The organism is Pedobacter ghigonis, from assembly GCF_903166585.1.
Lineage (GTDB): Bacteria > Bacteroidota > Bacteroidia > Sphingobacteriales > Sphingobacteriaceae > Pedobacter > Pedobacter ghigonis.
Map to the genome: position 1 here is coordinate 803334 of NZ_CAESCM010000001.1, position 22891 is coordinate 826224.

At 42.1% G+C, this 22891-nt stretch carries 15 protein-coding genes and 2 rRNA genes; 9 read left to right on the top strand and 8 right to left on the bottom strand.

Features of this window, described 5'->3' with window-relative positions; translation table 11 throughout:
- Positions 1–12 precede the first annotated feature (12 nt).
- Positions 13–2304, top strand: coding sequence for a GH92 family glycosyl hydrolase (locus HWV58_RS03125; RefSeq protein WP_235972633.1), 2292 nt, complete (start codon positions 13–15; stop codon positions 2302–2304).
- 625 nt (positions 2305–2929) lie between these two features.
- Positions 2930–3379: an SRPBCC family protein gene (locus HWV58_RS03130; protein WP_175632661.1), complete on the top strand. Its 450-nt coding sequence runs from the start codon at positions 2930–2932 to the stop codon at positions 3377–3379.
- Positions 3380–3492: 113 nt separating this feature from the next.
- Here HWV58_RS03130 and HWV58_RS03135 read toward each other — a convergent pair whose 3' ends face one another.
- Genes HWV58_RS03135 through HWV58_RS03150 form a run of 4 tightly spaced genes read right to left on the bottom strand, consistent with a single transcriptional unit; the run spans position 3493 to position 10788 of the window.
- A complete protein-coding gene (locus tag HWV58_RS03135) occupies positions 3493–4575 on the bottom strand; it encodes a Gfo/Idh/MocA family protein (RefSeq protein WP_175632662.1) in 1083 nt (360 codons plus the stop codon).
- Between the two features lie 9 nt (positions 4576–4584).
- Positions 4585–6039, bottom strand: a complete 1455-nt coding sequence (locus HWV58_RS03140; protein WP_175632663.1) for a Gfo/Idh/MocA family protein — start codon at positions 6037–6039, stop codon at positions 4585–4587.
- Between the two features lie 6 nt (positions 6040–6045).
- Positions 6046–9459 (bottom strand): family 16 glycoside hydrolase, encoded by a 3414-nt coding sequence (locus tag HWV58_RS03145; RefSeq protein WP_175632664.1) that lies wholly within the window; start codon positions 9457–9459, stop codon positions 6046–6048.
- A gap of 42 nt (positions 9460–9501) precedes the next feature.
- Positions 9502–10788 carry a Gfo/Idh/MocA family oxidoreductase gene (locus tag HWV58_RS03150; RefSeq protein WP_175632665.1) on the bottom strand — a complete coding sequence of 429 codons (1287 nt, stop codon included), beginning with the start codon at positions 10786–10788 and terminating at the stop codon, positions 9502–9504.
- 256 nt (positions 10789–11044) lie between these two features.
- Between HWV58_RS03150 and HWV58_RS03155 the strand changes: the two genes are divergently transcribed.
- Complete coding sequence (locus HWV58_RS03155; protein WP_175632666.1) at positions 11045–12310, top strand: ROK family protein; 1266 nt, start codon at positions 11045–11047, stop codon at positions 12308–12310.
- On the opposite strand, the gene HWV58_RS03160 is transcribed toward HWV58_RS03155, so the two are convergent.
- Positions 12307–12678 (bottom strand): hypothetical protein, encoded by a 372-nt coding sequence (locus tag HWV58_RS03160; protein ID WP_175632667.1) that lies wholly within the window; start codon positions 12676–12678, stop codon positions 12307–12309. The two genes, HWV58_RS03155 and HWV58_RS03160, sit on opposite strands and share 4 nt — an antisense overlap.
- Positions 12679–13014: 336 nt before the next feature.
- Between HWV58_RS03160 and HWV58_RS03165 the strand changes: the two genes are divergently transcribed.
- The 6 genes from HWV58_RS03165 (at position 13015) to HWV58_RS03190 (ending at position 20445) form a co-directional block, all read left to right on the top strand.
- Positions 13015–13641, top strand: a complete 627-nt coding sequence (locus tag HWV58_RS03165) for a Crp/Fnr family transcriptional regulator (protein ID WP_175632668.1) — start codon at positions 13015–13017, stop codon at positions 13639–13641.
- A 108-nt stretch (positions 13642–13749) separates the two neighbouring features.
- Positions 13750–14808, top strand: coding sequence for a glycoside hydrolase family 43 protein (locus HWV58_RS03170; protein WP_175632669.1), 1059 nt, complete (start codon positions 13750–13752; stop codon positions 14806–14808).
- A gap of 18 nt (positions 14809–14826) precedes the next feature.
- Positions 14827–17391, top strand: a complete 2565-nt coding sequence (locus HWV58_RS03175) for an alpha-L-arabinofuranosidase C-terminal domain-containing protein (protein ID WP_175632670.1) — start codon at positions 14827–14829, stop codon at positions 17389–17391.
- A 164-nt stretch (positions 17392–17555) separates the two neighbouring features.
- Positions 17556–18737: a glycosyltransferase family 87 protein gene (locus HWV58_RS03180; RefSeq protein ID WP_175632671.1), complete on the top strand. Its 1182-nt coding sequence runs from the start codon at positions 17556–17558 to the stop codon at positions 18735–18737.
- Positions 18734–19666, top strand: coding sequence for a glycosyltransferase family 2 protein (locus HWV58_RS03185; RefSeq protein WP_175632672.1), 933 nt, complete (start codon positions 18734–18736; stop codon positions 19664–19666). Before HWV58_RS03180 ends, HWV58_RS03185 begins: the two co-directional genes overlap by 4 nt.
- On the top strand, positions 19666–20445 hold the full coding sequence (locus tag HWV58_RS03190; protein WP_175632673.1) for a polysaccharide deacetylase family protein: 780 nt from the start codon (positions 19666–19668) through the stop codon (positions 20443–20445). Before HWV58_RS03185 ends, HWV58_RS03190 begins: the two co-directional genes overlap by 1 nt.
- 13 nt (positions 20446–20458) lie before the next feature.
- Here the strand turns inward: HWV58_RS03190 and HWV58_RS03195 are convergent, their stop codons facing one another.
- The 3 genes from HWV58_RS03195 to rrf (HWV58_RS24650) form a co-directional block, all read right to left on the bottom strand.
- Entirely contained in the window at positions 20459–22225 is a 1767-nt protein-coding gene (locus HWV58_RS03195; protein ID WP_175632715.1) for a S8 family peptidase, read from the bottom strand.
- 283 nt (positions 22226–22508) lie between these two features.
- A 5S ribosomal RNA gene (gene rrf / locus HWV58_RS03200) occupies positions 22509–22620 on the bottom strand.
- A gap of 192 nt (positions 22621–22812) precedes the next feature.
- Positions 22813–22891 (bottom strand): 5S ribosomal RNA (gene rrf / locus HWV58_RS24650); the annotation flags it as partial.

Genomic DNA, 22891 nt, shown 5'->3' on the forward strand with positions numbered 1-22891 from the left:
ACCTTTACCGATATGAAAATTGCAATGCCATTTACTCCGTTAAGCCATAACACACCTAACCGAAAAAAAACAATTACTTTTTTTACCGGCATTTCATTGCTTATCGTACTCGCTTGCACCAATGCCTTTGCGCAGCAACAGCCTTTAATTAAATATGTACAACCCTTTTCGGGTACATCGGCTAGTACAACACTAGCCAGCCAGCATGTAGAAGATAAAACCGAAAGACTGGCCAACACCATCCCTGCTGTTGCGCCTCCTTTTAGCATGACACAGTGGACCCCGCAAACCCAGCTTTCGGAAAAAAAATGCCTGGCTCCTTACTATTACAACAACAAGAAATTTTACGGTATCAGGGCGAGCCATTGGATAAGCGGTTCGTGTACACAAGATTACGGTAGTTTTACCATCATGCCCATTTCGGGCAAGCTTAAGACGAAGCCTAACGCTTACGCTACCGATTATACCCATACAGGCGAAATCGCTTCACCAGCTTATTATAAGGCCATTTTACCGGAATACAAACTGTTAACTGAGGTTTCTGCCACATTGCGATGCGGTATGATTAAAGTTACCGCACAAAAAACCGATAGTGTTTACCTCTTAATTACACCAAACAGTGATCAGGGCAAAGGTTATATCAAAATCGACCGGCAAAAAGGCGAAATATCCGGCTATAATCCGGTTCACCGCATTTATCAGGGTTGGGGTCAACCTGCTGGTTTTAGTGGTTATTTTTTTATCCGCATAAAAAAAGCATTTAAAACAAGTGGCGTATTTAGCGCCGAAAGCAGTTCGGTAAACCAATCTATCGAAAACCAAAAAGACCTGGGTGCCTATCTGGGCTTTAAACTGCAAAAAGGCGAAACAATTACCATTTATTCAGGAACTTCTTTTACCAGCATAGCAGCAGCAAAGCTTAACCTCGAAACGGAAATCAACACAGCCAGTTTCGAAACGGTTGTAGCCAAAACAAGCCGGGCATGGGAGCAATCGCTTAGCCAAATCAAGATTAACGATACGAACGAAAAAAAGAAAAGGATTTTCTACACCGCACTTTACCATGCCCAGCAACACCCACGGCTTTTTAACGATGTGGATGGAGGTTACCCTCAATTTGCAGGTAATTACGTGCGTAAAGTGATTGCGAAAGGTAACTATTACGATGATTTTTCGATGTGGGATATTTACCGCGCCCAGTTGCCCCTAACAGCACTTTTAAAACCAGACCTGGCCGGCGACTTTGCAAATGCCCTGGTTTTAAAAGGTCAGCAAGGTGGTTGGTTACCCATATTTCCCTGCTGGAACAGCTATACCGCAGCCATGATTGGCGATCATAGTACTGCTTTTTTGGCCTCGGTGTACAACAAAGGTATTCGCGGCTACGATATCAATGAAGCCTACCGCTTAATGCGGCAAAATGCATTCCAAATGCCCGATTCGACCGATTACCTGAATGGTAAAGGCCGCCGTGGCATTAACAGTTACCTGAAATATGGCTACATCCCGATGGAAGACAGCATTCCCAATGCTTTTCATAAAAAAGAACAGGTAAGCAGAACCCTCGAATATGCCTATGATGATTATGCGCTAGCCACCATAGCAAAAGACCTGAGGAAAAAAGATGATTATCAAAAACTCATGGGAAGGGCTTCGAACTACAAAAATGTGTTCGATAAACAGGTAGGCATGGCAAGAGGAAGATTTGAAAACGGCAGCTGGTACAGTCCATTCCATGCCGACCATCGCGAGCCTTATATTACCGAGGGTACACCAAGGCAATACACTTTTTATGTACCGCATGATATGCCCGGTCTAATTAAACTCATGGGTGGCGAAAAGCCACTGGAAAACGAACTGGATTCGCTTTTTGAGAAAAAGGAATACTGGCATGGCAATGAGCCTGGGCATCAGATCCCGTTTTTATACAATTATACCGCAGCGCCACGCAAAACACAAAAACTGGTTACCCACATACTGGAAGAGGAATATAGCGATGGACCCGGCGGACTGAGTGGCAATGATGATGCGGGGCAAATGTCGGCCTGGTATGTATTTGCTTCCCTCGGCTTTTACCCTGTTGATCCGGTTTCGAATGTTTATCAGATTACCAGCCCCGCGTTTAAGCAAACGGCCATTACTTTTAAAACCGGTAAAACACTGCTGATTAAAACCATTAAAAAAACCACAAAGGCAAACTACATTGCACGGATTACCCTAAATGGAAAAACTTTAAATAAGAACCAGATTACACACCAGCAGCTAACAAAAGGTGGACAGCTGATTTTTTACATGAGCAAATAACATTAGCCAAACTTTCCGAAGAAATCGAAAAAGCCTGTCAACCGATAGGCTTTAGCCGTTTAAGATTTAACACATTTTGGCTGTTCGATAAAAGAGGTAATTTTCCGGCAAACCAGCCAAAATATGCCGGTTTTTCTTTACCTTTTGATTACCTCCTGGTTACCCTGGCTTACCCTTTTGTTACCTAAAAAGTAGAGTAAAGCCCATTTTTGGGTAAAGTACAAACCTTACTACAGGCTGTAAGCTTAAGGTTGTATCATAGTTTCCTTGTAAGTTTAGAGAAAGTCCTTCGACTACTTGTCCCGATGAATCGGGAAAGCAATCTTACAACGATCGATAGTTGAAACTGAAGTAATGCTTTTTCGCACCCATAGTAGTAAGATTGCTTCGTACCTCGCAATGACGATCTCGGAGGGGAAAACTTAGATCAGGCTTACACAATTGGAGAAATGGAAAATTCAGTCTTAAATTACCCATAAAATTGTCGCATACTACCACACTTAAAACCGGTTTTTCGTGCCAACTTTGTTATGTCCTTTAACAGCAAGGGGCTGTGGAGCAGCAACCACACCAAAAACGGGCGAATCGAAAAGCCATATGAGTAGAGAACACAAAAAATAATGTTATGTCAAGCAATAAAGTTTCATTACACAGAGTGATCAAGGCATCGCCTGAAAAGATTTACAGGGCCTTTACCGAAGCCTTAGCCATTGCATCGTGGTTACCGCCTTATGGCTTTCTTTGCACGGTACACCAAATGGACGCAAAGGTAGGCGGTACTTTTAAAATGTCGTTCCATAATTTCACTACGGGTAATGGTCACTCTTTTGGCGGCGAATACCTGGAAGTTAAACCCAACGAGTTTCTAAAATATACCGATAAATTCGATGATCCTAATTTACCGGGTGTAATGACTACTTCTATCTGGCTCGAAAAAACAATGGTAGGTACCGACCTTAAGGTTTTGCAGGAAGGTATTCCGGAGGTTATCCCTGCCGAAATGTGTTACCTGGGCTGGCAGGAATCGCTGGAGAAACTGATTAAACTGGTTGAGCCTAATATTCCAGATGCTTAATAAAGTAAAATCGTCATTGCGAGGTACAAAGCAATCTTAATGCGCACGCTATGTAGCGACCGTTGTAAGATTGCTTCGCCGGCTAAAAAAGCCTTCTTGCAATGACGATTAACTTATAACCTCACCATCTCCCCTGTTTTAACCGATTCATCGCAGGCAAATGCAATTTTTAAACTGTTAACCGCATCTTCGGTTGGCCGGGTCAGGTCGATGTTTTCCTGTATGGCCTTCAAAAAGAAACGTTGTTCGCGGTTGCACAATTCCTGGTGGTCGGGTTCGTCGCTGAGGTCGATCCATTCATCTGCTTTTGCAAATTCACCCGCCGCATTTAAGTCGGCATGGTGCACCTTTATCGATTCGGTTTTGGTATGGGCATCGATATTGTCTGAATTGCCGGCAGCAGCTGCAGCTTTTGCCACAATAGACACCGAACCTTTCGGACCAAAAACATCTTTAATAAAAAAGGCGTTATCACTTACCATCGGTCCCCAGCCTGCTTCGTACCAGCCAATAGAGCCATCTTCGAAACGGATTTGCAACTGGCCGTAATTGTAGTTCCATTCCGGAACCTCATCAGTTAACCTTGCACCAATGGCACTTACCTGTACGGGCTTCGATCCAGTCATCTGGCACATTACATCGATATAATGCACGGCACAATCTACAATCGGGCTCAGGCTTTTCATCAGATTACGGTGTACTGTCCATTTAGCGCCCTGGCTTTGCTGGTTTAAATTCATGCGCATTACCAGTGGTTTACCCATATCCTGCGATAATTCGATAAACTTCTCCCAGGAAGGGTGATAGCGTAAAATATAACCCACCAGTAATTTCTTGCCTGCCTTTTTAGCGGCTTTGGCCACGCGCTGCGCACCTTCAACCGTATCAGCAAGTGGTTTTTCGATAAATACATGGCAACCGCTTTCAAACGATTTTACGGCATAAGCTTCATGAGTATCGGGATAAGTTGAAATGCACACCACATCAGGGCGGGTAGCGGATAAAGCGTCGTAAAAATCGTTAAACAGCGGATAGCCTCCACCCAGTTTTTCATTCAGTACATTTTTACTGTTGCCTGTAGAAACCAATCCGCAGATTTCGAAGCCATCTAAAATGTGATAAGCCATGGCATGGGATGCACCCATATTGCCACAGCCTACCACTAATACCCTTAAATTATTCTTTTTTAAACTCATTGGTTCAGGTTATACCCCCAGGCTCCAGCCTTTGCGGTATTCGCGTTTTACAAACTGATTTACTTCATCAAAGTTGGTTACTTTCATGTTTTGTTTATCCCAAAGCATTTTAATATCCCTGCCCGGGAAGGTAAAGCCCTTACCATCGGCTTTAGGGCGCTGTACATCTATTCCCCTAATGGCCAGATTGGCAATTAAAAGGGTTTCGGTAAGCGGGCCCGCTATTTCGAAAGGCGAACTCAATTCTATTTTACCATAACCGGCAATAGCAGCTTCGGCCCATTGCGTATAATGCCCGTCCACATCGCCCGGTACACGGGGAGCTTTAGGTTTGGTACGGTCGCTTGCATTTTTGGTTAATGGCAATAACCTCGGATTGGCTCCATAAGTATCGCAAATCATTTTCCCTCTTGTACCAATAAACAAGGTACCATTATCGCCAAATGATTCGTTAGGCAGCATCTCTTCCGGACGCTCGGGCTTAATCCCCCCATCCATCCAGTGCATCTGCAAATTACCTTTTGTTTTTTTAGTTTTATCAAAAGTCATAATCACATGGCTTGAAGGCGGACAGCTTTCCGGGAAATAACCACGTTTAAACTCATCTACATATACGCTGCCAACGCTGCATTCTACACTGGTTGGGGTATCGAGTTCGAGTATTCTGAAAGGTGGTTCTACCAAATGGCAACCCATATCGCCTATGGCACCTGTACCGTAATCCCACCAGCCACGCCAGTTAAAAGGAACCAGCTTTTCTACATAAGGTTTAAATGGGGCACTGCCCAGCCACAAATCCCAATCCAGTTCGGCAGGGATGTTGCCCCCTGTTGATGGCCACGAAATGCCCTGCGGCCAAACCGGGCGGTTGGTCCAGCAATATACTGTATGTACTTTACCTATCAGGCCGGCATCCAGCCAGTCTTTTAGTTTACGTACACCCTCTCCTGAGGCACCCTGATTACCCATTTGCGTTACCACCTGATATTTTTTCGCTGCTTCTGTAAGCATCCTTGCTTCGTAAATATCGTGGGTTAATGGTTTTTGTACATATACGTGCTTACCCAACTGCATGGCAGCCATGGCTTGCATGGCATGGTTATGATCGGGTGTTGAAATGACTACGCCATCAATATTTTTGGATTCTTTATCCAGCATCTGGCGATAATCTTTGTAATATTTGGCTTTAGGGAAACGCTTTACCGAATTGGCTGCGCGCCTGTCATCCACATCGCATAAAAAGGCGATATCGGATTTTCCCCCTTTAAATACGCCTGTTAAATCACTTTCACCTTTACCGCCTACACCAATACCGGCAACCTGCAACCTATCACTCGGTGCCAGGTAACCTTTACCCAATACATGGCGTGGTACAATCATAAAACCAGCTGCCGCAAGGGCAGTGGTTTTAATAAAATTTCTTCTTGAATTATTGGCAGCTGAATCTTTTATTTCTTCAGTCATAAATCTTTATTTGGTTACTTTTTTATTTAGCTCTTTAATCCTGATGTTTCTGAATTCTACCGGCGAACCGTGACCAAGGAAACCAATATGCCCGCTATCGCGCAACAATCCGGGGTGTGGTTTGTGGTCGGCTGCTCCATTCTTTCTCGCGTCGGTAATATCGGCATCCAGAATTATAGTGCCGTTTAAAATTACTTTTATTTTCGGACCATTTACAACTACTTCTTCATAATTCCATTCCCCAACTGGCTTTAAAAAGCCTCTTTTAGCCGGAACAGTACCATAAATAGAACCATGGTACTGGTACACATGCAAATCTTTATAAATTGGTGCTTCATTATCTAAAATCTGTAATTCCATTCCTTCATAAGCGGCATCGCCTTCAAAAGGAGCCCTGATCCCTAAACCATTGTTGGCACCTGGGGTTAACTTAAATTCGAAACGGTATACGAAATCGCTAAACTCATCTTTGGTAAATAAGTTACCTCCCGATCCTTTACCTGGTTTTGGTCTGATGGCAATATTTCCGTCTTCGATAATATAATCGGTTGTATTTCCGGTCCAGCTGTGCATGTTGGTACCATCGAACAATACTTTATAACCTTCTTTTTTCTCTTGTGCACTTAACTCAAAAGGTTTTGGTCTTGGTATTTCCCTGATAAAAATATCGCGGTAAGCTACCGGCGATCCGTGCGCCTGTAATTCGATTTGCTCTTCGGCAAAAATAGGCAGGTTTTTATCCCAGTAATTTTCGAGTACCACGTTATCGGTTACCAATTGTCCGTTCAGGTATACGGTAACCCTATCGCCATGCATTAAAATCCTGAAAGTATTCCACTCATCGAGTTTGTTATCGGCCACTACCAATGGTTTACTCGGATTTACCCGGTTGTTGTACAAACCGCCCGAGCCAACCTGTGCACCTACTTTTACACGGGCATTATCCCAGATCTGCACCTGTGGTGTACCACGGAGGTAAATACCGGCATCGCCCTCACCTTTTTTATCGTCGATAATTTTCCAGTCTACCAGCATCTCAAAATCGCCGTATTTTTTTAGGGTAGCCAGGTTATTGCCATGGCTCTGAAACTGCAGCTCACCGTTTACCACCTTCCAGCTTTCTTTCGCTTCTGCATCGGCTTTAGCTTGTTCGGTAGCCATGGTAGCGGCATCCATTTTGGCCCTTTTAATCGGATCGGCTACTAAACCTTTCCAGCCGGTTAAGTCTGTTCCGTTAAATGCCGAAATAAAACCTTCACCCTCTTTCATTTCTGCGAGATACTTGCGTAATCCTTCTTTCTGATATTCCGCATCGGCACCTTTTAGCACCTGGATGGTTTTATTGATCAGCTCTTTTACAATAGTGCCATTGTATTTTCCGGCCATCGCTACGTTCATCACCGTGGTGGCAGCAGCCTGTTGCAATTCGGGATTATCGAAATATTTACCTGCAAAAACCAGGGTATTAAATGTTTTGGCCTGATCGGCAGCCTTTAAAATTTCCTGTTGCTGCGCTGTGGTTTTGGCTACTGCCATTGCATTGCGCAACATCAACAGCTTTTGCTCAGGAGCAGCTCCCGAAGTGTTGATCAATCTTAAATATCCTTTTAAAGCCTGGTTAAGGTAATCGGCATTGGTCGTGTTTCGGGCTATTTTGATCAATTCATCTGCCGATCCACTATCGTTCCATGATGATAAAGCCAGTAAAGCAGCCTGTTTGTCGGCATCGCTTCCATTACTGAAAGCTGCAGAAACAGCAGCTAATGCTTTTTTACCACCCAAACTGCCTAATATTTTATAATACAATGGCTTTTTCTCTGCCGTAGCAGCATCCATTTGTTTTAAAATTACATCTACCTGCTCTTCTTTACCACCTTTTACTGCCGAAATAACAGCATCCTGTACACTTACCAGTTCAGCCTGATCGGAAGTTTCGTTTAACAGCACAAACAACTGCGCTAAATCCTGTGCATTTACTGTTGTAGATAAGGCCTTGTAAGCTGCGTTTTTAACTTCGGGGTTTTTATTTTTAAGCAGGCTATAAATGGCCGGTAACTCGCTGTGCGCTGCACGGGCAGCCAATACATTGATTAATGCAACCTGAGCCGCAGGCTTAGCCTTAGGAATAAAAGCCGCTACCTGTGTGGTTACCCCATCTCCTTTTATTCTTAACAAGGCATCGCTGTAAGCACCTAGGGTTGAGGTATCGGCTTTAGTCATCGATTTAAGCAAGGCGGCTAAAGCTGCTTCCTGCCCAATGCTTCCTGTAGCTTCGATAGCAGCTAATTTTACATTTTGCTCTTTACTGTTAATGAGTTTAGTTACCGCAGGCAATGCTGCTTGTACTTTAGCCTGGGCAAGCATCCGGATAATAGCTACCTGGGTTTCGGCATCGGCTTTACCTAATTTACCAATCCAGGCATCGGCTGTTCCTTTTCCGGCAGCTAAATTGGCTGTAGCAAATTTGAGGGCAGCAGCACGGTATTTAAAATCGGGATCGTTTAAAGCAGCCAATAAATAATCAGGCTCGCTAACCGCTACGATTTTTAATGCTGCCGTACGGGTATGCACCAAATCATCGCCTTTTGCTTTTTCTAATATTTCTTTCGCAATGCTTGTGGCCAATGCTTTATCGGTTAATAACAGGTTATTGGCATATACCAGATAAGCATCAACAGCATTGGTATTTTCGGGTTTAAAGCCCACACTACTTGCCCCATTTGCCAGTACTTCTTTCGAAGCCGGATCGGCAATGTTAGCGAGTGCGTAGAGACAAACTTTAGCTACATCGCCACTCATTTTACCTGCAAAAAGGTTTTTTATAGCCTCAGCTGCCTTTTTCGAATGGCTGTGACCAAGTGCATCAACAACAGCCAACTGTGCTTTGCCACTGGTTGCCGGCAAGGCAGCTAACAGCGCAGCGGTAGCATTTCCGGTGTTGATTTTAGCCAAAGCCCTTGCTGCCGGATCGGCAAGTACTTCATCTTTTAAATAAGGTGCAATACAACTAACTGCGGCATCGTTTCCAACCAGCTCAAACTGGCTGATTAAAAAAGCTTTGTTTGGGTTATCGCTTAACTTTGCCAGTGCCTTGCAATAAGCGGCAGCACTCATTTTACGCAGGTTTTCCTGCCCTGCCTGACTGGCATAAGCAGAAAAACCACTTACTGCATATTCAATTACAGCGTTTCCTTTTGCACCGGGGGCTAAGCCGCCAATCAAAGTAACATAACCATCTTCGCCTAAATCGGCAATTTCCTGCATATTTCTTTTCAGCTGTTTTGCATCTCTTGCTGGCAATTGGGCAAGCAGATCGGCAATGCGGGTAGTGGTAGTACGTTGGTCGGTTTTATCTTGTGCATATATAGCCTGTTGCAACATCACAATAGCCAACAGCGCAAATATTAATTTCTTTATCATTGTTATCGATTAAAAATTTCTGTAAAGTTTGGTTTAGATGAACTATATGGTGAAAGGTGCGCGCATTACAGGATTGATCAGTTTATTGGCTGCTTCATCATCAATGAATTCCTGCTTAACCGGGTCGAATTTTAATGAACGGCCCAGGCGGAGTGCTGCCAAACCAATATTTACGATATTACAAGAGCGGTGTCCGTTTTCTTCGTTCAGGGCAAATTGCTGCCTGGTTTTAACCGAAGTTACAAAATCTGTCATCTGTGGTGCAGGATCGGGAAATGCTGCCAGTTTACGCTCCAAATCCGGAATATCAGATTTAAAGCCTGGATAAAGCTTTCCTTTTGGTCCTTCTATATAAGGCACGTTGGTGTCTTTACCTTCGCCATCTAAAATGATCTGGCAACCATCGGCATAGGTATAGGTAATTCTTCTCCAGGTACCTACGGCATCGCTGTGCTGCTGAGGGGCATCAACCTCTACCGAAATTGGGTTGGTATCATCTTTACCCAAAAAGTACTGAATGGGATCGATATAGTGCTGGCCCATATCGCTTAAGCCGCCACCATCGTAATCCCAGTAACCGCGGAAAGTGCCATGTACACGGTGCGTGCTGTAAGGTTTAAAAGGTGCCGGTCCTAACCACGAATTATAATCAAGCTCTGCAGGTACAGGTTCAACTGGTAAATTTTCTTTGCCTACCCAGTAAAATTTCCAGTCGTAGCCGGTATGCTTACTTACGGTAACCTTTAAAGGCCAGCCCAGTAAACCACTATCAACCAGTTTTTTGATGGGTTTTACGGTTGTTCCCATGCCATAAAAAGTATCTTTAAACCTAAACCAGGTATTTAAACGAAACATCCGGCCGTGTTGCTGTACGGCTTCCATTACCCTTTTACCTTCGCCAATGGTATGGGTCATAGGTTTTTCGCACCAAATATCTTTACCTGCATTGGCCGCATCAATGGCCATTGTTCCGTGCCAGTGTGGCGGCGTGGCAATGTGTACAATATCGACCTGAGGCAGTTTCAGTAATTCGCGGTAATCGCTAAAGGTTTTCACGCCCTTATCCAGCATTGGTAACGATTTGGCAATGTGCCTGGTGTCTACATCGCAAATGGCTACTACCTGTGTGCCATCGTAAACAAAGTGGCCACGGCCCATGCCCCCAACGCCAATAACGGCTTTGGTTAACTTATCGCTTGGCGCTATAAAGCCTTGTCCGCCCAGTACGTAACGGGGCACAATTGTAAAGGCAGCAAGGCCCACTGCCGTTTTTTTAATAAAGTCTCTTCTGGAGTTTGTTTGTGTTTGCGGTTCTTCTTTAGTTTTCATTTTGGTTGTTTGTATGTAGAAATAAACTTATCTGATGGTTATTTGCTTTGTGGTTCAGCTTACATTAATTGCCGGAGCAATATATTTTGGTTACAAAATAGGGTACGGCGACATTAAGCAGCATATTTGGTTAGTTAATGTTAGCAAGAATTTGTTAAAAAGACAAAACATCGTTTATTTCTTTACGTATTAAAAAAACTTTCATAAAATTTTAATAGAAGTTCTATATATTTACCCAAATAGAAACCAAATATTCATGAATCTTAACGCATTAAATAACTTATCGGACAGAGAGGGAAAAAAGAAGCTGACTTATAAATACGAGCTGATCAAATACCTTTTTAGCCTAGGCCCTTCGCCGGTTTCGGTATTATGCGAAATGATGAATATGAGTACACCCAGTATCCTGAAACTGATTACAGGACTGATGGAGGAAGGCTGGATTGAAAAAAAGGGTTATGGCATATCCATGGGCGGCCGAAAACCCGACCTCTATGGTTTGAAGGATAAAAAGATCCTCATTATCTGTATCGATATCGAATTGTTCCACACCAAAGTTGTTGTTATCGACAATAATTATAATTTTTTATTCGCCCCTAAAACCATTGCTTTGCCCATATCAAAAAGCAGGGCTGATTTCTTCAACATCCTGAATACCAACACAAAGGATATCCTGCAATCAGAAAATATACCAGGTGAGATGCTGATTGGCTGCAGCGTGGGAATGCCTGGCCTAATTGATGCGGAACGTGGTGAGAATTACAGCTATTTTTTGAATGATGTAGAGAACATTTCCTTAACAGCTGCATTCGAAAAGATGCTAAAGTTACCTGTAGTGATCCAGAACGATGTAAACGGTTCTACAATGGCCGAGTTTACACATGGCATGGCAAAAGGCAAAAACAACGTGCTTATTTTGTTAATGGATTGGGGTGTAGGTTTGGGCATTATTATGGATGGGAAGTTGAGGCCGGGTGCCTGCGGATTCTCAGGAGAGCTGGGCCATATTCCCTTTGTAGAAAATGGTGCTTTGTGTTACTGTGGTAAACATGGCTGCCTCGAAACCATTGCATCCGGAAATGCACTATCAGAAATGGCTAAAGAAGGCATCTTATCGGGCAAAAACTCGATGCTGAATAAACTCAGTAACGAAGAACTCGAAAGAATAGAACCAGCCGTTATTATCGCAGCAGCAAACAAAGGCGATCAGTATGCCATTCAGTTACTATCGAATATTGGCACCCACATGGGCAAAGGTATTGCCATGCTCATTCAGCTTTTCAACCCCGAGCTGATTATCTTAAGTGGAAAAATTGCAGAAGCAAAACAATACATCACCCTACCCATGCAGCAAGCCATTAATACGTATTGCATGACCCAAATCAGAGAGAAAACAACAATTGTATCGTCTGAACTTGGCGAAAATTCGAGGCTTATTGGCTATGCGACGACAGGCATTGCTCAGTTTCTGGATAACTACATTAAACAGGCTAAAACATCGAGGCTAAAACAAATGGCCTAACGGTTTTTATCGGTATCGTGCTTATGATTACTTAGTTGGGTTACCAGAATTACGCCACCCAGTGCAGCCGTTAAAAAAATGCCCTCTAACACCCATAACTTCTTTTTCCGTTTAAAACCACTGTAAAAATTATGCAGGGCAATTACTCCAAGTGCACTGAGTTCGATATTTCTTTGCATTTTTTTTGAAGGATCAATATTTTTCATCAGGCTAAGCCGCAATAATTGATCAATCAGGCCAATATTTTTCGAAACGCCTCTCCTAATCTGCTTTCGGCTTGCGGTAGCGCCCAGCTTTTTTGTTGCAGCCTGCAACCCGGCAGTTGCAATTTCGGTAATCATTCGTCTTTTAGTATCTTTTCTTTCCATATTTCAATAGGTCTTATTATGCTAACCTGATCGCATACAGATAGTTTTATTTAATTTGAGAAAGCTAATCCGTTTGGCTATTTTCTTTTACAAGAAAAAATATGTAACTTTATTATTACAGTTATTTTTTTGTATAAATAATCCTATTTGAAAAAACCTAACAGCTATATTTTACGTAGATAAGCTTAATTAACCGAACACCTGGCAAAAGCATATCATATCTTTATGGATTAAATGTGCTTTTATTGCGTAATAATCAGACACCTTTGTCCAATACAAGCATCGAATGATTGCCTTTGTTAACACATTTTTATTCAACAAACTAAACGCTACATTATGATGCTCCATCCCAAACACAGCTCTTTTGTGCAGCCATTAATTGAATTTTTTGAGCAGTATCACCCTATTTCTGATTTGATGATTGCCGACTATGAAAAACATTGTTCGCTGGTTAAGGTCAGAAAAAACAAGCACATTGTTTCACCGATTGACAGTAACGCCGCGCTTTACTTTGTAAAAAGCGGTATTGTACGCGGATTTGTTAAAGACGGTACAAAAGATATTACCACCTGGTTCAGTTTCGGTCACAACATTGTGGGGGCTATCCGCCATCCCGATCACAAAGCCTATCATTCGGTAGAATATCTTCAGGCACTCGAAGATTGCGAACTGATCCGTATTCCTTATATTTTAATTGATGCCACCTACGCCAAATATGAAGAAGCCAATGTTATTGGCCGCAAACTTTTGGCGCTGCATTATTATGCCGCCTCTGAGCGATCGATTTTAGCCCGCATTCCAAATGCGCTACGCCGCTACCGCATGCTCGAAGAGAGCAAAAAAATTGATATGAACAGGATACCCCAGCGCTATCTGGCCAGTTATTTAGGCATGCGCCTCGAAACCCTAAGCAGAATCAGAAGCAAGGAATTACATAAAGAAGCAACGGCGGTTTCTTCTTAAGAACAGCCTGAATTTAATTGGCGCATATGATCAGGAATAAATAATCGTCATTATAACGATTATTTATTATTTTAGTAGTTTAATCTGCTAAAACCAAATATAAAGCCAATGATAATTTTCTACCGGAGTACGGCTCTTTTAACAGGCCTGCTCATTTCGATTAACCTCTTAGCCCAACCAAAACCGCGCGTAAGCGAAAAGAATATGGCAGCCTACCTGATGGTATATTTTAAAGATGATACCCATGGTTTGTATATGGCGCTGAGTAAGGATGGTTACAGTTTTACCGATGTAAACCAGGCCAAACCTGTTATTGCGGGCGATACCATTGCCGAGCAGAAGGGCATTCGCGATCCGCACATTTACCGCGGCCCGGATGGTATTTTTTACATGGCCTTAACGGATCTACATATTTATGGCCAAAAAGCAGGCTACCGCAATACAGAATGGGAACGCGATGGAAAAGCTTATGGCTGGGGCAATAACCGCGGGCTGGTGCTCATGAAATCGAAAGACCTTATCCACTGGTCGCACCAGGTTTTAAGGGTTGATAAATCATTTGCTGAGCTGGCCGATATTGGCTGTGCCTGGGCACCCGAGCTGATATTTGATGAAAAGGAAAATAAAATGATGATTTACTTTACCATGCGCTTCGCCAATGGGAAAGACAAGCTTTACTATGCTTACATGGATAAAGATTTTACGCGATTCGAATCACAGCCAAAGCTGCTTTTTCAGTACCCGAAAGATGTATCGTATATCGATGCCGATATTACTAAAGTTGGCGACAAGTTTCACATGTTTTACGTTCCGCATGATGGTACATCGGGTGTAAAACAAGCCGTTTCCTCATCCATTAATAAAGATTACCAGTACGACGACAGCTGGTACGACCCGGAGAAGGTTGGTTGCGAAGCCCCTACGGTTTACAAAAGGATTGGCGAAAATAAATGGGTACTGATTTATGATATCTACCGCATTACTCCGCACAATTTTGGCTTTAGCGAGACCAGTGATTTTACGAATTTCACCAACCTGGGCCGTTTTAATGAAGGTGTAATGAAATCGACCAATTTCTCATCCCCCAAACACGGTGCAGTAATACACCTTACTAAAAATGAAGCCAATGCACTGGCCAAAAACTGGAATTTAGACATGAAGTTTTAACCGAATTAACCCAAACCAATGAACAAACTATTATTGTCGGCTACAGTCATTTTGCTTACCGTTATAAATGCATTTGCCGTTAAAAAAAATGAACCCGATTCGGCTTACCTTTTTGCCTACAATGCAAACGGATTACGCTTTGCCTGGAGCTTAGACAAGCAACATTGGACACCAGTTGGCAATAACTATACCTTTTTAAAAAGCGATTACGGCCGTTGGGGTACCGAAAAGAAAATGATTAGCCCTTATTTGATTCGGGGGAAAAATAAGCAATGGGTTTGCGCCTGGAGCTTAAACAATCAAACCATGCAGTTTGCCACAGCACAATCGGCAAATCTGGTTGACTGGAAGCCGCAAAGCTACCCTTACGTTGCCAGCGGTAAAAATGTATTGCGGCCAGTAATTAGTTATAATCCCGGTCAAGATGAATATACAGTAATCTATGCAGATGCAGAGGGAAAATATTTTGAGGTAAAATCTAAAAATTTAAATCAATACAGCAATGCAAAACCTGTAAGTGCTGCTGCTTACCGCAATGCGGGTACTGCTATTCAAATGGATGGTAAATTGGAGGGGCAAATGTTCCACTTAGCCTGGGCTGATATTTTAGCCCTTAAAAAAGCTTATGAGTTGCAGGATTATAAAAGCAAGCAGAATGCTGAGCAAACCAAAGATGATGCCTTCCGTTTTAGCGGATTAAAAGATTTAACCGCTAAAATAACCTTCAAACCTGATAAACCCAAAACCATTAGCAACATGTTAACCGGTATTTTCTTCGAAGATTTAAACTATGCGGCCGATGGCGGGCTTTATGCAGAACTGATTCAAAACCGTGATTTTGAATACAATTTACGCGATAAAGGTTTTAACGACAAAAACTGGAACAATACTTATGCCTGGGCTATAACAGGCAAAGATGCTTTCTTAAAAATTGATTCTGTTTCGCCAATCCACGCCAATAACCCACACTACGCTGTAGTAAACGCCACAACTGCCGGCGCTACTTTAGGCAACAGTGGTTTTGATGGCATTACCTTGAAAAAAGGTGCAACTTATCTTTTTTCGGTCTTTACAAAACTGGTAGATAAAGAAAAGTTAAATCTAAGAGTAAGGCTTACAAGTGCTAAAGCTGGTTTAATTGCACAAACTACCTTAAAAATAGGCCAGGCAAACTGGCAAAAACAAGCTGGAGCACTGGTATCATCTGCCGATGTTACAGATGCTAGGCTAGAGCTTGTGCTCGAAACTGCAGGTCGGTTGGCAGTAGATATGGTTTCTTTATTCCCACAAAATACCTATAAAAACCGTAAAAATGGTTTAAGGGCAGATCTGGCTGAAACAATTGCGGCTATCAGGCCACGTTTTGTTCGTTTCCCTGGCGGTTGTTTAGCGCATGGCGACGGTATTGCCAATATTTACAAATGGAAAAACACCATTGGCCCGATCGAATCGCGCAAATCCGACCGTAACCTTTGGGGTTACCACCAAACTATGGGGCTTGGTTATTTCGAATATTTTCAGTTTTGCGAAGACATCGGTGCTGCGCCTGTTCCGGTTATTGCGGCCGGCGTACCTTGTCAAAATTCATCAACAGGTGGTGGCGGGCAACAAGGCGGCATCCCAATGAGCGAAATGGATGCCTATATTCAGGACATTGCAGACCTTGTTGAATATGCCAATGGTGATGTTAACACTAAATGGGGAAAAAAACGGGCTGAGGCCGGTCATCCAAAACCCTTTAACTTAAAATATATTGGCATTGGTAACGAAGACCAGATAACTGAAGTATTTGCCGAGCGCTTTACTATGATTTACAAAGCATTGAAAAAGCTTCATCCTGAAATTGTAATTATAGGTACTGCCGGACCATTTTTTGAAGGCACGGATTACGAAGCAGGCTGGCAGATTGCCTCAAAGCTGAATGTTCCGGTTATTGATGAACACTATTACCAATCGCCCGGCTGGTTTATTAATAATCAGGACTTTTACGATAATTACGACCGTTCCAAATCAAAAGTTTACCTGGGCGAATATGCAGCAAGTTTACCTGGAGGTAATAAAACTAATCTGGAAACTTCCTTATCAGAAGCTTTATATCTGACCTCACTCGAGCGCAATGGCGATGTAGTGAGTATGGCATCTTACGCGCCCTTGATTGCAAAAGAGGGCCACACACAATGGAACCCCGATTTAATTTATTTTAACAATACCGAAGTTAAGCCTACCATTGGTTATTACGTGCAACAGCTTTACGGGCAGAATGGTGGCGATATTTATTTTCCATCTACCGTTGCGCTTTCGGTAAACCAGGAAGCCGTAAAAAAAAGAGTAGCATGCTCAATGGTAAAAGATTCGGCAACTGGCGAGATTACCATTAAACTGGTTAACCTGCTTCCTGTACAGGTAAATACTACATTAGATTTAAACTTTAAACAGCAGCATTTTAATGCAATCAAGACAGTACTATCGGGGAACCCTACCGACAAGAAAGTACTGCCGGTGAAGACAACCATCGCCCTCAGCTCAGGCCAGCCAGTCGAAATACCAGCTTATTCTTTTACGGTTATTAAAATTAAACCATAATGAATGATTAGATTTTGAGTGATTGTATGTTTCAGGTAGGGTATAAATAGTTTAAAATAAGCGGAGTTGGTGTTATAGCAATAAACCGATGTCACGATACCAATCCTAATAAGAATATGTTATTACCGGAACTGTTAAAATAGTTATATTGCACTGCCAAAACAATGATTCCGGATAAAAACGTTAAACGTCAAAAACTCATCTCATTTCTTTTAAAAAAGGAATGTATAATTGCCATATACCTTATACTGGCCATTATTGCAGGCTATAAACAATACCATCACCACGCCTACAACAACTACCTTATTTTTAAATATGTGTATTGGCATACCTCCGACTTGCAAAACCTATACCTCAACTATCCCGAATATGCAGATAGTAACCATTATGGTCCTGTATTTTCGGTACTGATTACGCCTTTTGCTTTACTGCCTGATGGTATAGGTGCTATTCTTTGGAACATAGCCAATGCTGCCATACTGCTTTGGGGTATTTATAGTTTGCCCATCAGCCTGAAAAAAAGATCGGTTATTGCCTGGATATGCGCGCACGAAACCTTAACTGCTTTGTTTAGTTTTCAGTTTAATATCGCCCTAACCGGAATCATATTGCTCAGTTTCTCTTATCTCGTTAAAAAGAAAGAGATCCAATCGGCATTTTTTATTGCTTTGGGCACTTTGGTTAAACTCTACGGCATTGTAGGCCTGGCATTTTTCTTTTTCACCAAAAACAAATTAAAATTTATTGCGGCTGGTGTGGCGGCATTTGCCTTGCTATTTGCACTGCCCATGCTCATTTCGTCGCCGGCATTTATTATACAATCTTACAGCGACTGGTACAACTCGCTGGCGCATAAAAATGATTTAAATGCTTCGCTAACTTCCTTTCAGGATATTTCGTTAATGGGAATGGCAAGAAGAATAACCGGCGATGTGACGATCCCCAATATGCCTTTTTTATTGGGAGGACTAATCTTGTTTGGCTTACCTTATTTAAGAACTGCACAGTTTAAACATATCGGTTTCAGGTTAATGCTGCTGGCTTCAACATTAATTTTTACGGTGATCTTCAGCAGCGGATCGGAATCGCCTACTTACATTATTGCTTTTGCAGGTGTAGCCATCTGGTTTACCATTCAAAAAGAGAAAAAAGGCTGGATAACTGCACTGTTTATTTTTGCTTTTATACTCACCAGCCTGTCGCCAACCGACATTTTCCCGAGGGCGGTTAAAGAATTTATTCGTCTATATTCGCTTAAAGCCCTACCTTGCGTGATTATTTGGTTTACTATAATTTACCAAATGATGAAAGCAGATTTTGAGTCTTATCTGATTACCGATAAATGAAGAAATTAGTTTCTATAGTCATCCCAGCTTATAACGAGGCCGATAATATTTTTGTAATAGCCGAAAGTATTAAAAAGGTTTTTGCTACGCTTAGTTACAGTTACGAAATTATCCTGGTTGATGATGGCAGTGCCGACCATACACTCGAAAAAATAAAAGCGTATGCGGCTACCGCCGAGAATATATTCTTCCTCGAATTTTCTAAAAATTTTGGTCACCAGCTGGCCGTTAAGGCAGGTATGGACCATGCTTTCGGCGATTGTGTGATTTCGATGGATTGCGATATGCAACACCCGCCCGAACTGATTCCAGACATGATTGCGAAGTGGGAAGCAGGCTATGAAGTGGTTTATACCATCCGCGAAGAAGATAAAAACTTATCGAAAGGCAAAAGAAGCTCATCGAGCCTGTTTTATAAAATATTAAACTGGCTTTCTGATATTGATCTGGAGCCGGGAGCGGCCGATTTCCGCTTGCTCGATCAACGCGTAGTTAATGTTTTCCGTAACTTCCACGAAAATGAACCTTTTCTCCGCGGTTTGGTAAAATGGCTTGGCTTTAAACAGTTTGCCATCAAATACAATCCTGCGGCACGTTTTTCTGGTAAAAGTAAATATACTTTAAAAAAGATGTTAAGACTGGCATTGCATGGCGTTACTTCTTTTAGCATTAAGCCACTGTACACTGCAGTTTATCTGGGCTTTATCCTGTCATTTGCCTCTGTGTTGTACGTGCCATATATCATTTATGCATTTGTAAATCATGTGGAGGTTTCTGGCTGGGCATCGGTAATCATGACCATTGTATTCTTTGGCGGCTTACAGCTCATTATCCTCGGTATCATTGGCATATATGTCGGGAAGATGTTTATGCAGGCTAAAAACCGTCCCAATTACATTATCCGTTCAACTAATATCAAGCAGCAATAATGGTTCTGTTAAGTTTCGATATCGAAGAGTTCGATATGCCTTTTGAATATGGAAAAACGATTTCTTTTGAAGATCAGATTTCAATTTCGAGGGCAGGTACCATTGCCATTCTGGATATTCTGGATAGACACCAGGTAAAGGCAACCTTTTTCTGTACGGTTACCTTTGCCGAAAATATTCCTGATCTGATTAAACGGATCATTGATACAGGCCATGAACTGGCTTCGCATGGTTATTACCACTCTGATTTTAAACCAGAGCATTTACTGCAATCGAAACAGAAGCTGGAAGAAATTTCGGGACATGAAATTATAGGTTACCGCATGGCCAGGATGATGCCGGTTGATGAGCAGGAAGTTGAAAAAGCAGGTTACTTATACAATTCATCTATCAATCCGACTTATTTACCCGGACGCTATAATAATTTCAATATTTCGAGAACTTATTTTACGCAAAACAATGTCTTGCAATTGCCGGCATCGGTTAGCCCCTGGTTTAGGTTTCCATTATTCTGGTTATCCTTTCATAACCTGCCCCTGGGTATTTATAAAACTTTAGCCACCTGGACCTATAAAAAAGACAGATACCTGAACATCTATTTTCACCCCTGGGAGTTTACAGATTTGGATGATTTTGAACGTTTTGGTTTTCCGGGCTACGTACGCAAAAATACCGGTGCAAAAATGATTGCCCGTATGGATAACTTTATTAGGCATTTAAAAGCCAAACAATATCCATTCGGTACCATTAAGCAGTTTGTTAAACCACTTATACCCTAAGCAGAGCGGTTAATTATTTGTAGGTTTCGGCCAGTTTTAAAGCATTATACGCATTAACAATACCTCCACTTACACAGATCTCGCTAAAAAGAACGCGAACGTTTTCGCCCTTCTCGTTTTTGTACTTAATTTTATGTGCAACTTTCGTTACCGATTTCATTATAATTTCCCTTACCTGGGCTGGTTTTAGTTCTGGATAATAGCTTAAAATCAATCCTGCCAAACCTGCCACAACCGGCGAAGCCATACTTGTTCCATCGGCTTCTTCATATTTATTATCGGGAACAGTAGATCTGATCAGGAAGCCCGGAGCAAACACATCCACATTGTATTTTCCATAGTTCGAAAAATCAGCTTTAAGGTTATCATCGTCCTTATAGGCACTTGCACCTACCTCGATCCAATTGCTTGCGCGTGGGAGGCTAAATTTAGCTGTATCGACCGGAATTGGTTTTAATGCTGAACTTCTGTCATAAGGAGCACGCATCCCCATTCCACCATATTGCGCATTAGGTCTAGGTGGTGTAAAATCTGGTTTAACTGCCTTTTTATGCGCCTGCTTATAGGTTTCAGCTTCCTTGCTATCAAAGAATTTATTAGGATAATTCTCCTCCAAATCGTTATCCTGATTATCGTTTCCTGCGGCATGCACCAAGAGCACACCTTTGGTTTCGGCATATTTTACAGCCTCATCTACCGCTTTTTTATCCCACTTATAGCTTTTACCGAAACTCATGTTAATCACCCTGGCTCCGTTATCTACCGCATAGCGGATTCCGTTGGCTACATCCTTATCCCTTTCATCGCCTGTAGGCACTACCCTGATCGCCATAATTTTTACGCCATTGGCTACACCTAAAATACCGGTAGCATTGGTGCGATCGGCACCGATAATACCCGAAACATGCGTACCATGGAAAGCATCAGGTCCTTTTACATCGTTATTTCCATAATTGCGTTGATTTGAATCGCTGTAGTCATCGCCAACAAGCTCAGCCCGTACATCGTACTTAGGATTTAAATTGTATTTAAGCATGGCATCATACTGTTTATAGCCATCTTTGATACTTTTATAAAACTTATCGAAACCACCATCTTCTTTAGCACCTTTTCTGATAATGGTTTTAACCTGTTCTTCCGTTTCATCGTCTGCTTTGTACAGGTCGATATCGGCCAAAGTAGGGATTTCCTTTTTATTGATCTTCGCAACAGAATCTAAAACCTTGTTAATGGCAATTAGCACTGAGAATGTATTGCTGGCATCCTCATATTTCTTCCCGAAATCGCCCACCATTTTCTTATATAACCTGAACTCTTCTTTTTGCGTACTATCTAAAGGGGTTAGATTGGTTGTAGATTGGTATTTTGGCGTATAGATCCGTAATAAGCGTACCAGTTCGAGATTATCGAACTCGAGGTTTCCTTTCTTCGAGCCAATAAAATTCCAGCCATGGATATCATCGATATAACCATTACCATCATCGTCAATCCCATTACCCGGAATCTCCTTTTTGTTGGTCCACAGCACATTTTTTAAGTCGGGATGGCTGGTATCTACCCCACCATCAATTACAGCCACTACAATCTCTTGTTTGGGCTTTTTATCCTTTAACAAATCGCGGTAAGCTTTTTCAGTACTGATACCGAAATAACCGTTTTCAGTTAAATCGAGATTAAACCAATTGGCAGGTAGTTGTACATTTTTATTCTGTGCGAAAACAGCAAAGTTTACACCGCATAAAAAAGCAAGGAAAGCCAGTTTCTTCAGGTTCAAATTCATCATAGCAATATCTACGTAATATTACAATAATACGGTTTTATTGCCTTGAGGTTAAAAGATTTTACATTTTTTAACAAGAGTGGATTCCCTGTTAGTCTAAGAATTTGTCGCCCTCGCATTTTTTATCATTAGGAAATTAAGTACATTAAGCAGGCGTTAAAAGCTTAAAAGAGAAAGACTAAAGCAGTGTATCCCGCTTTATGCTTTGGGCTTTAGGCTTTCCACTCAAATGCCCTAAAACAAGAAAACCCTTTAACATTGCTGTTAAAGGGTTTCTTTTAAGATTTGGCACCGACCTACTCTCCCACGTGTTACCGCAGTACCATCGGCTCTGGTGGGCTTAACTTCTCTGTTCGGAATGGGAAGAGGTGGACACCACCGATATAGGCACCTAAATATTTTTATTTAAAGCTTAAAGGTCAAAGCTATCAGATTAAAGCTAAAGTATTACGCCCTGGTCTTTATGCTTCAAGCTTTTCAGCTTAATTATATCGATTTCAAAATTTCAATTTAACAGACCAAAAACTCATGGTCCTCTATAAAACAAGAAAACCCTTTAACATTGCTGTTAAAGGGTTTCTTTTAAGATTTGGCACCGACCTACTCTCCCACGTGTTACCGCAGTACCATCGGCTCTGGTGGGCTTAACTTCTCTGTTCGGAATGG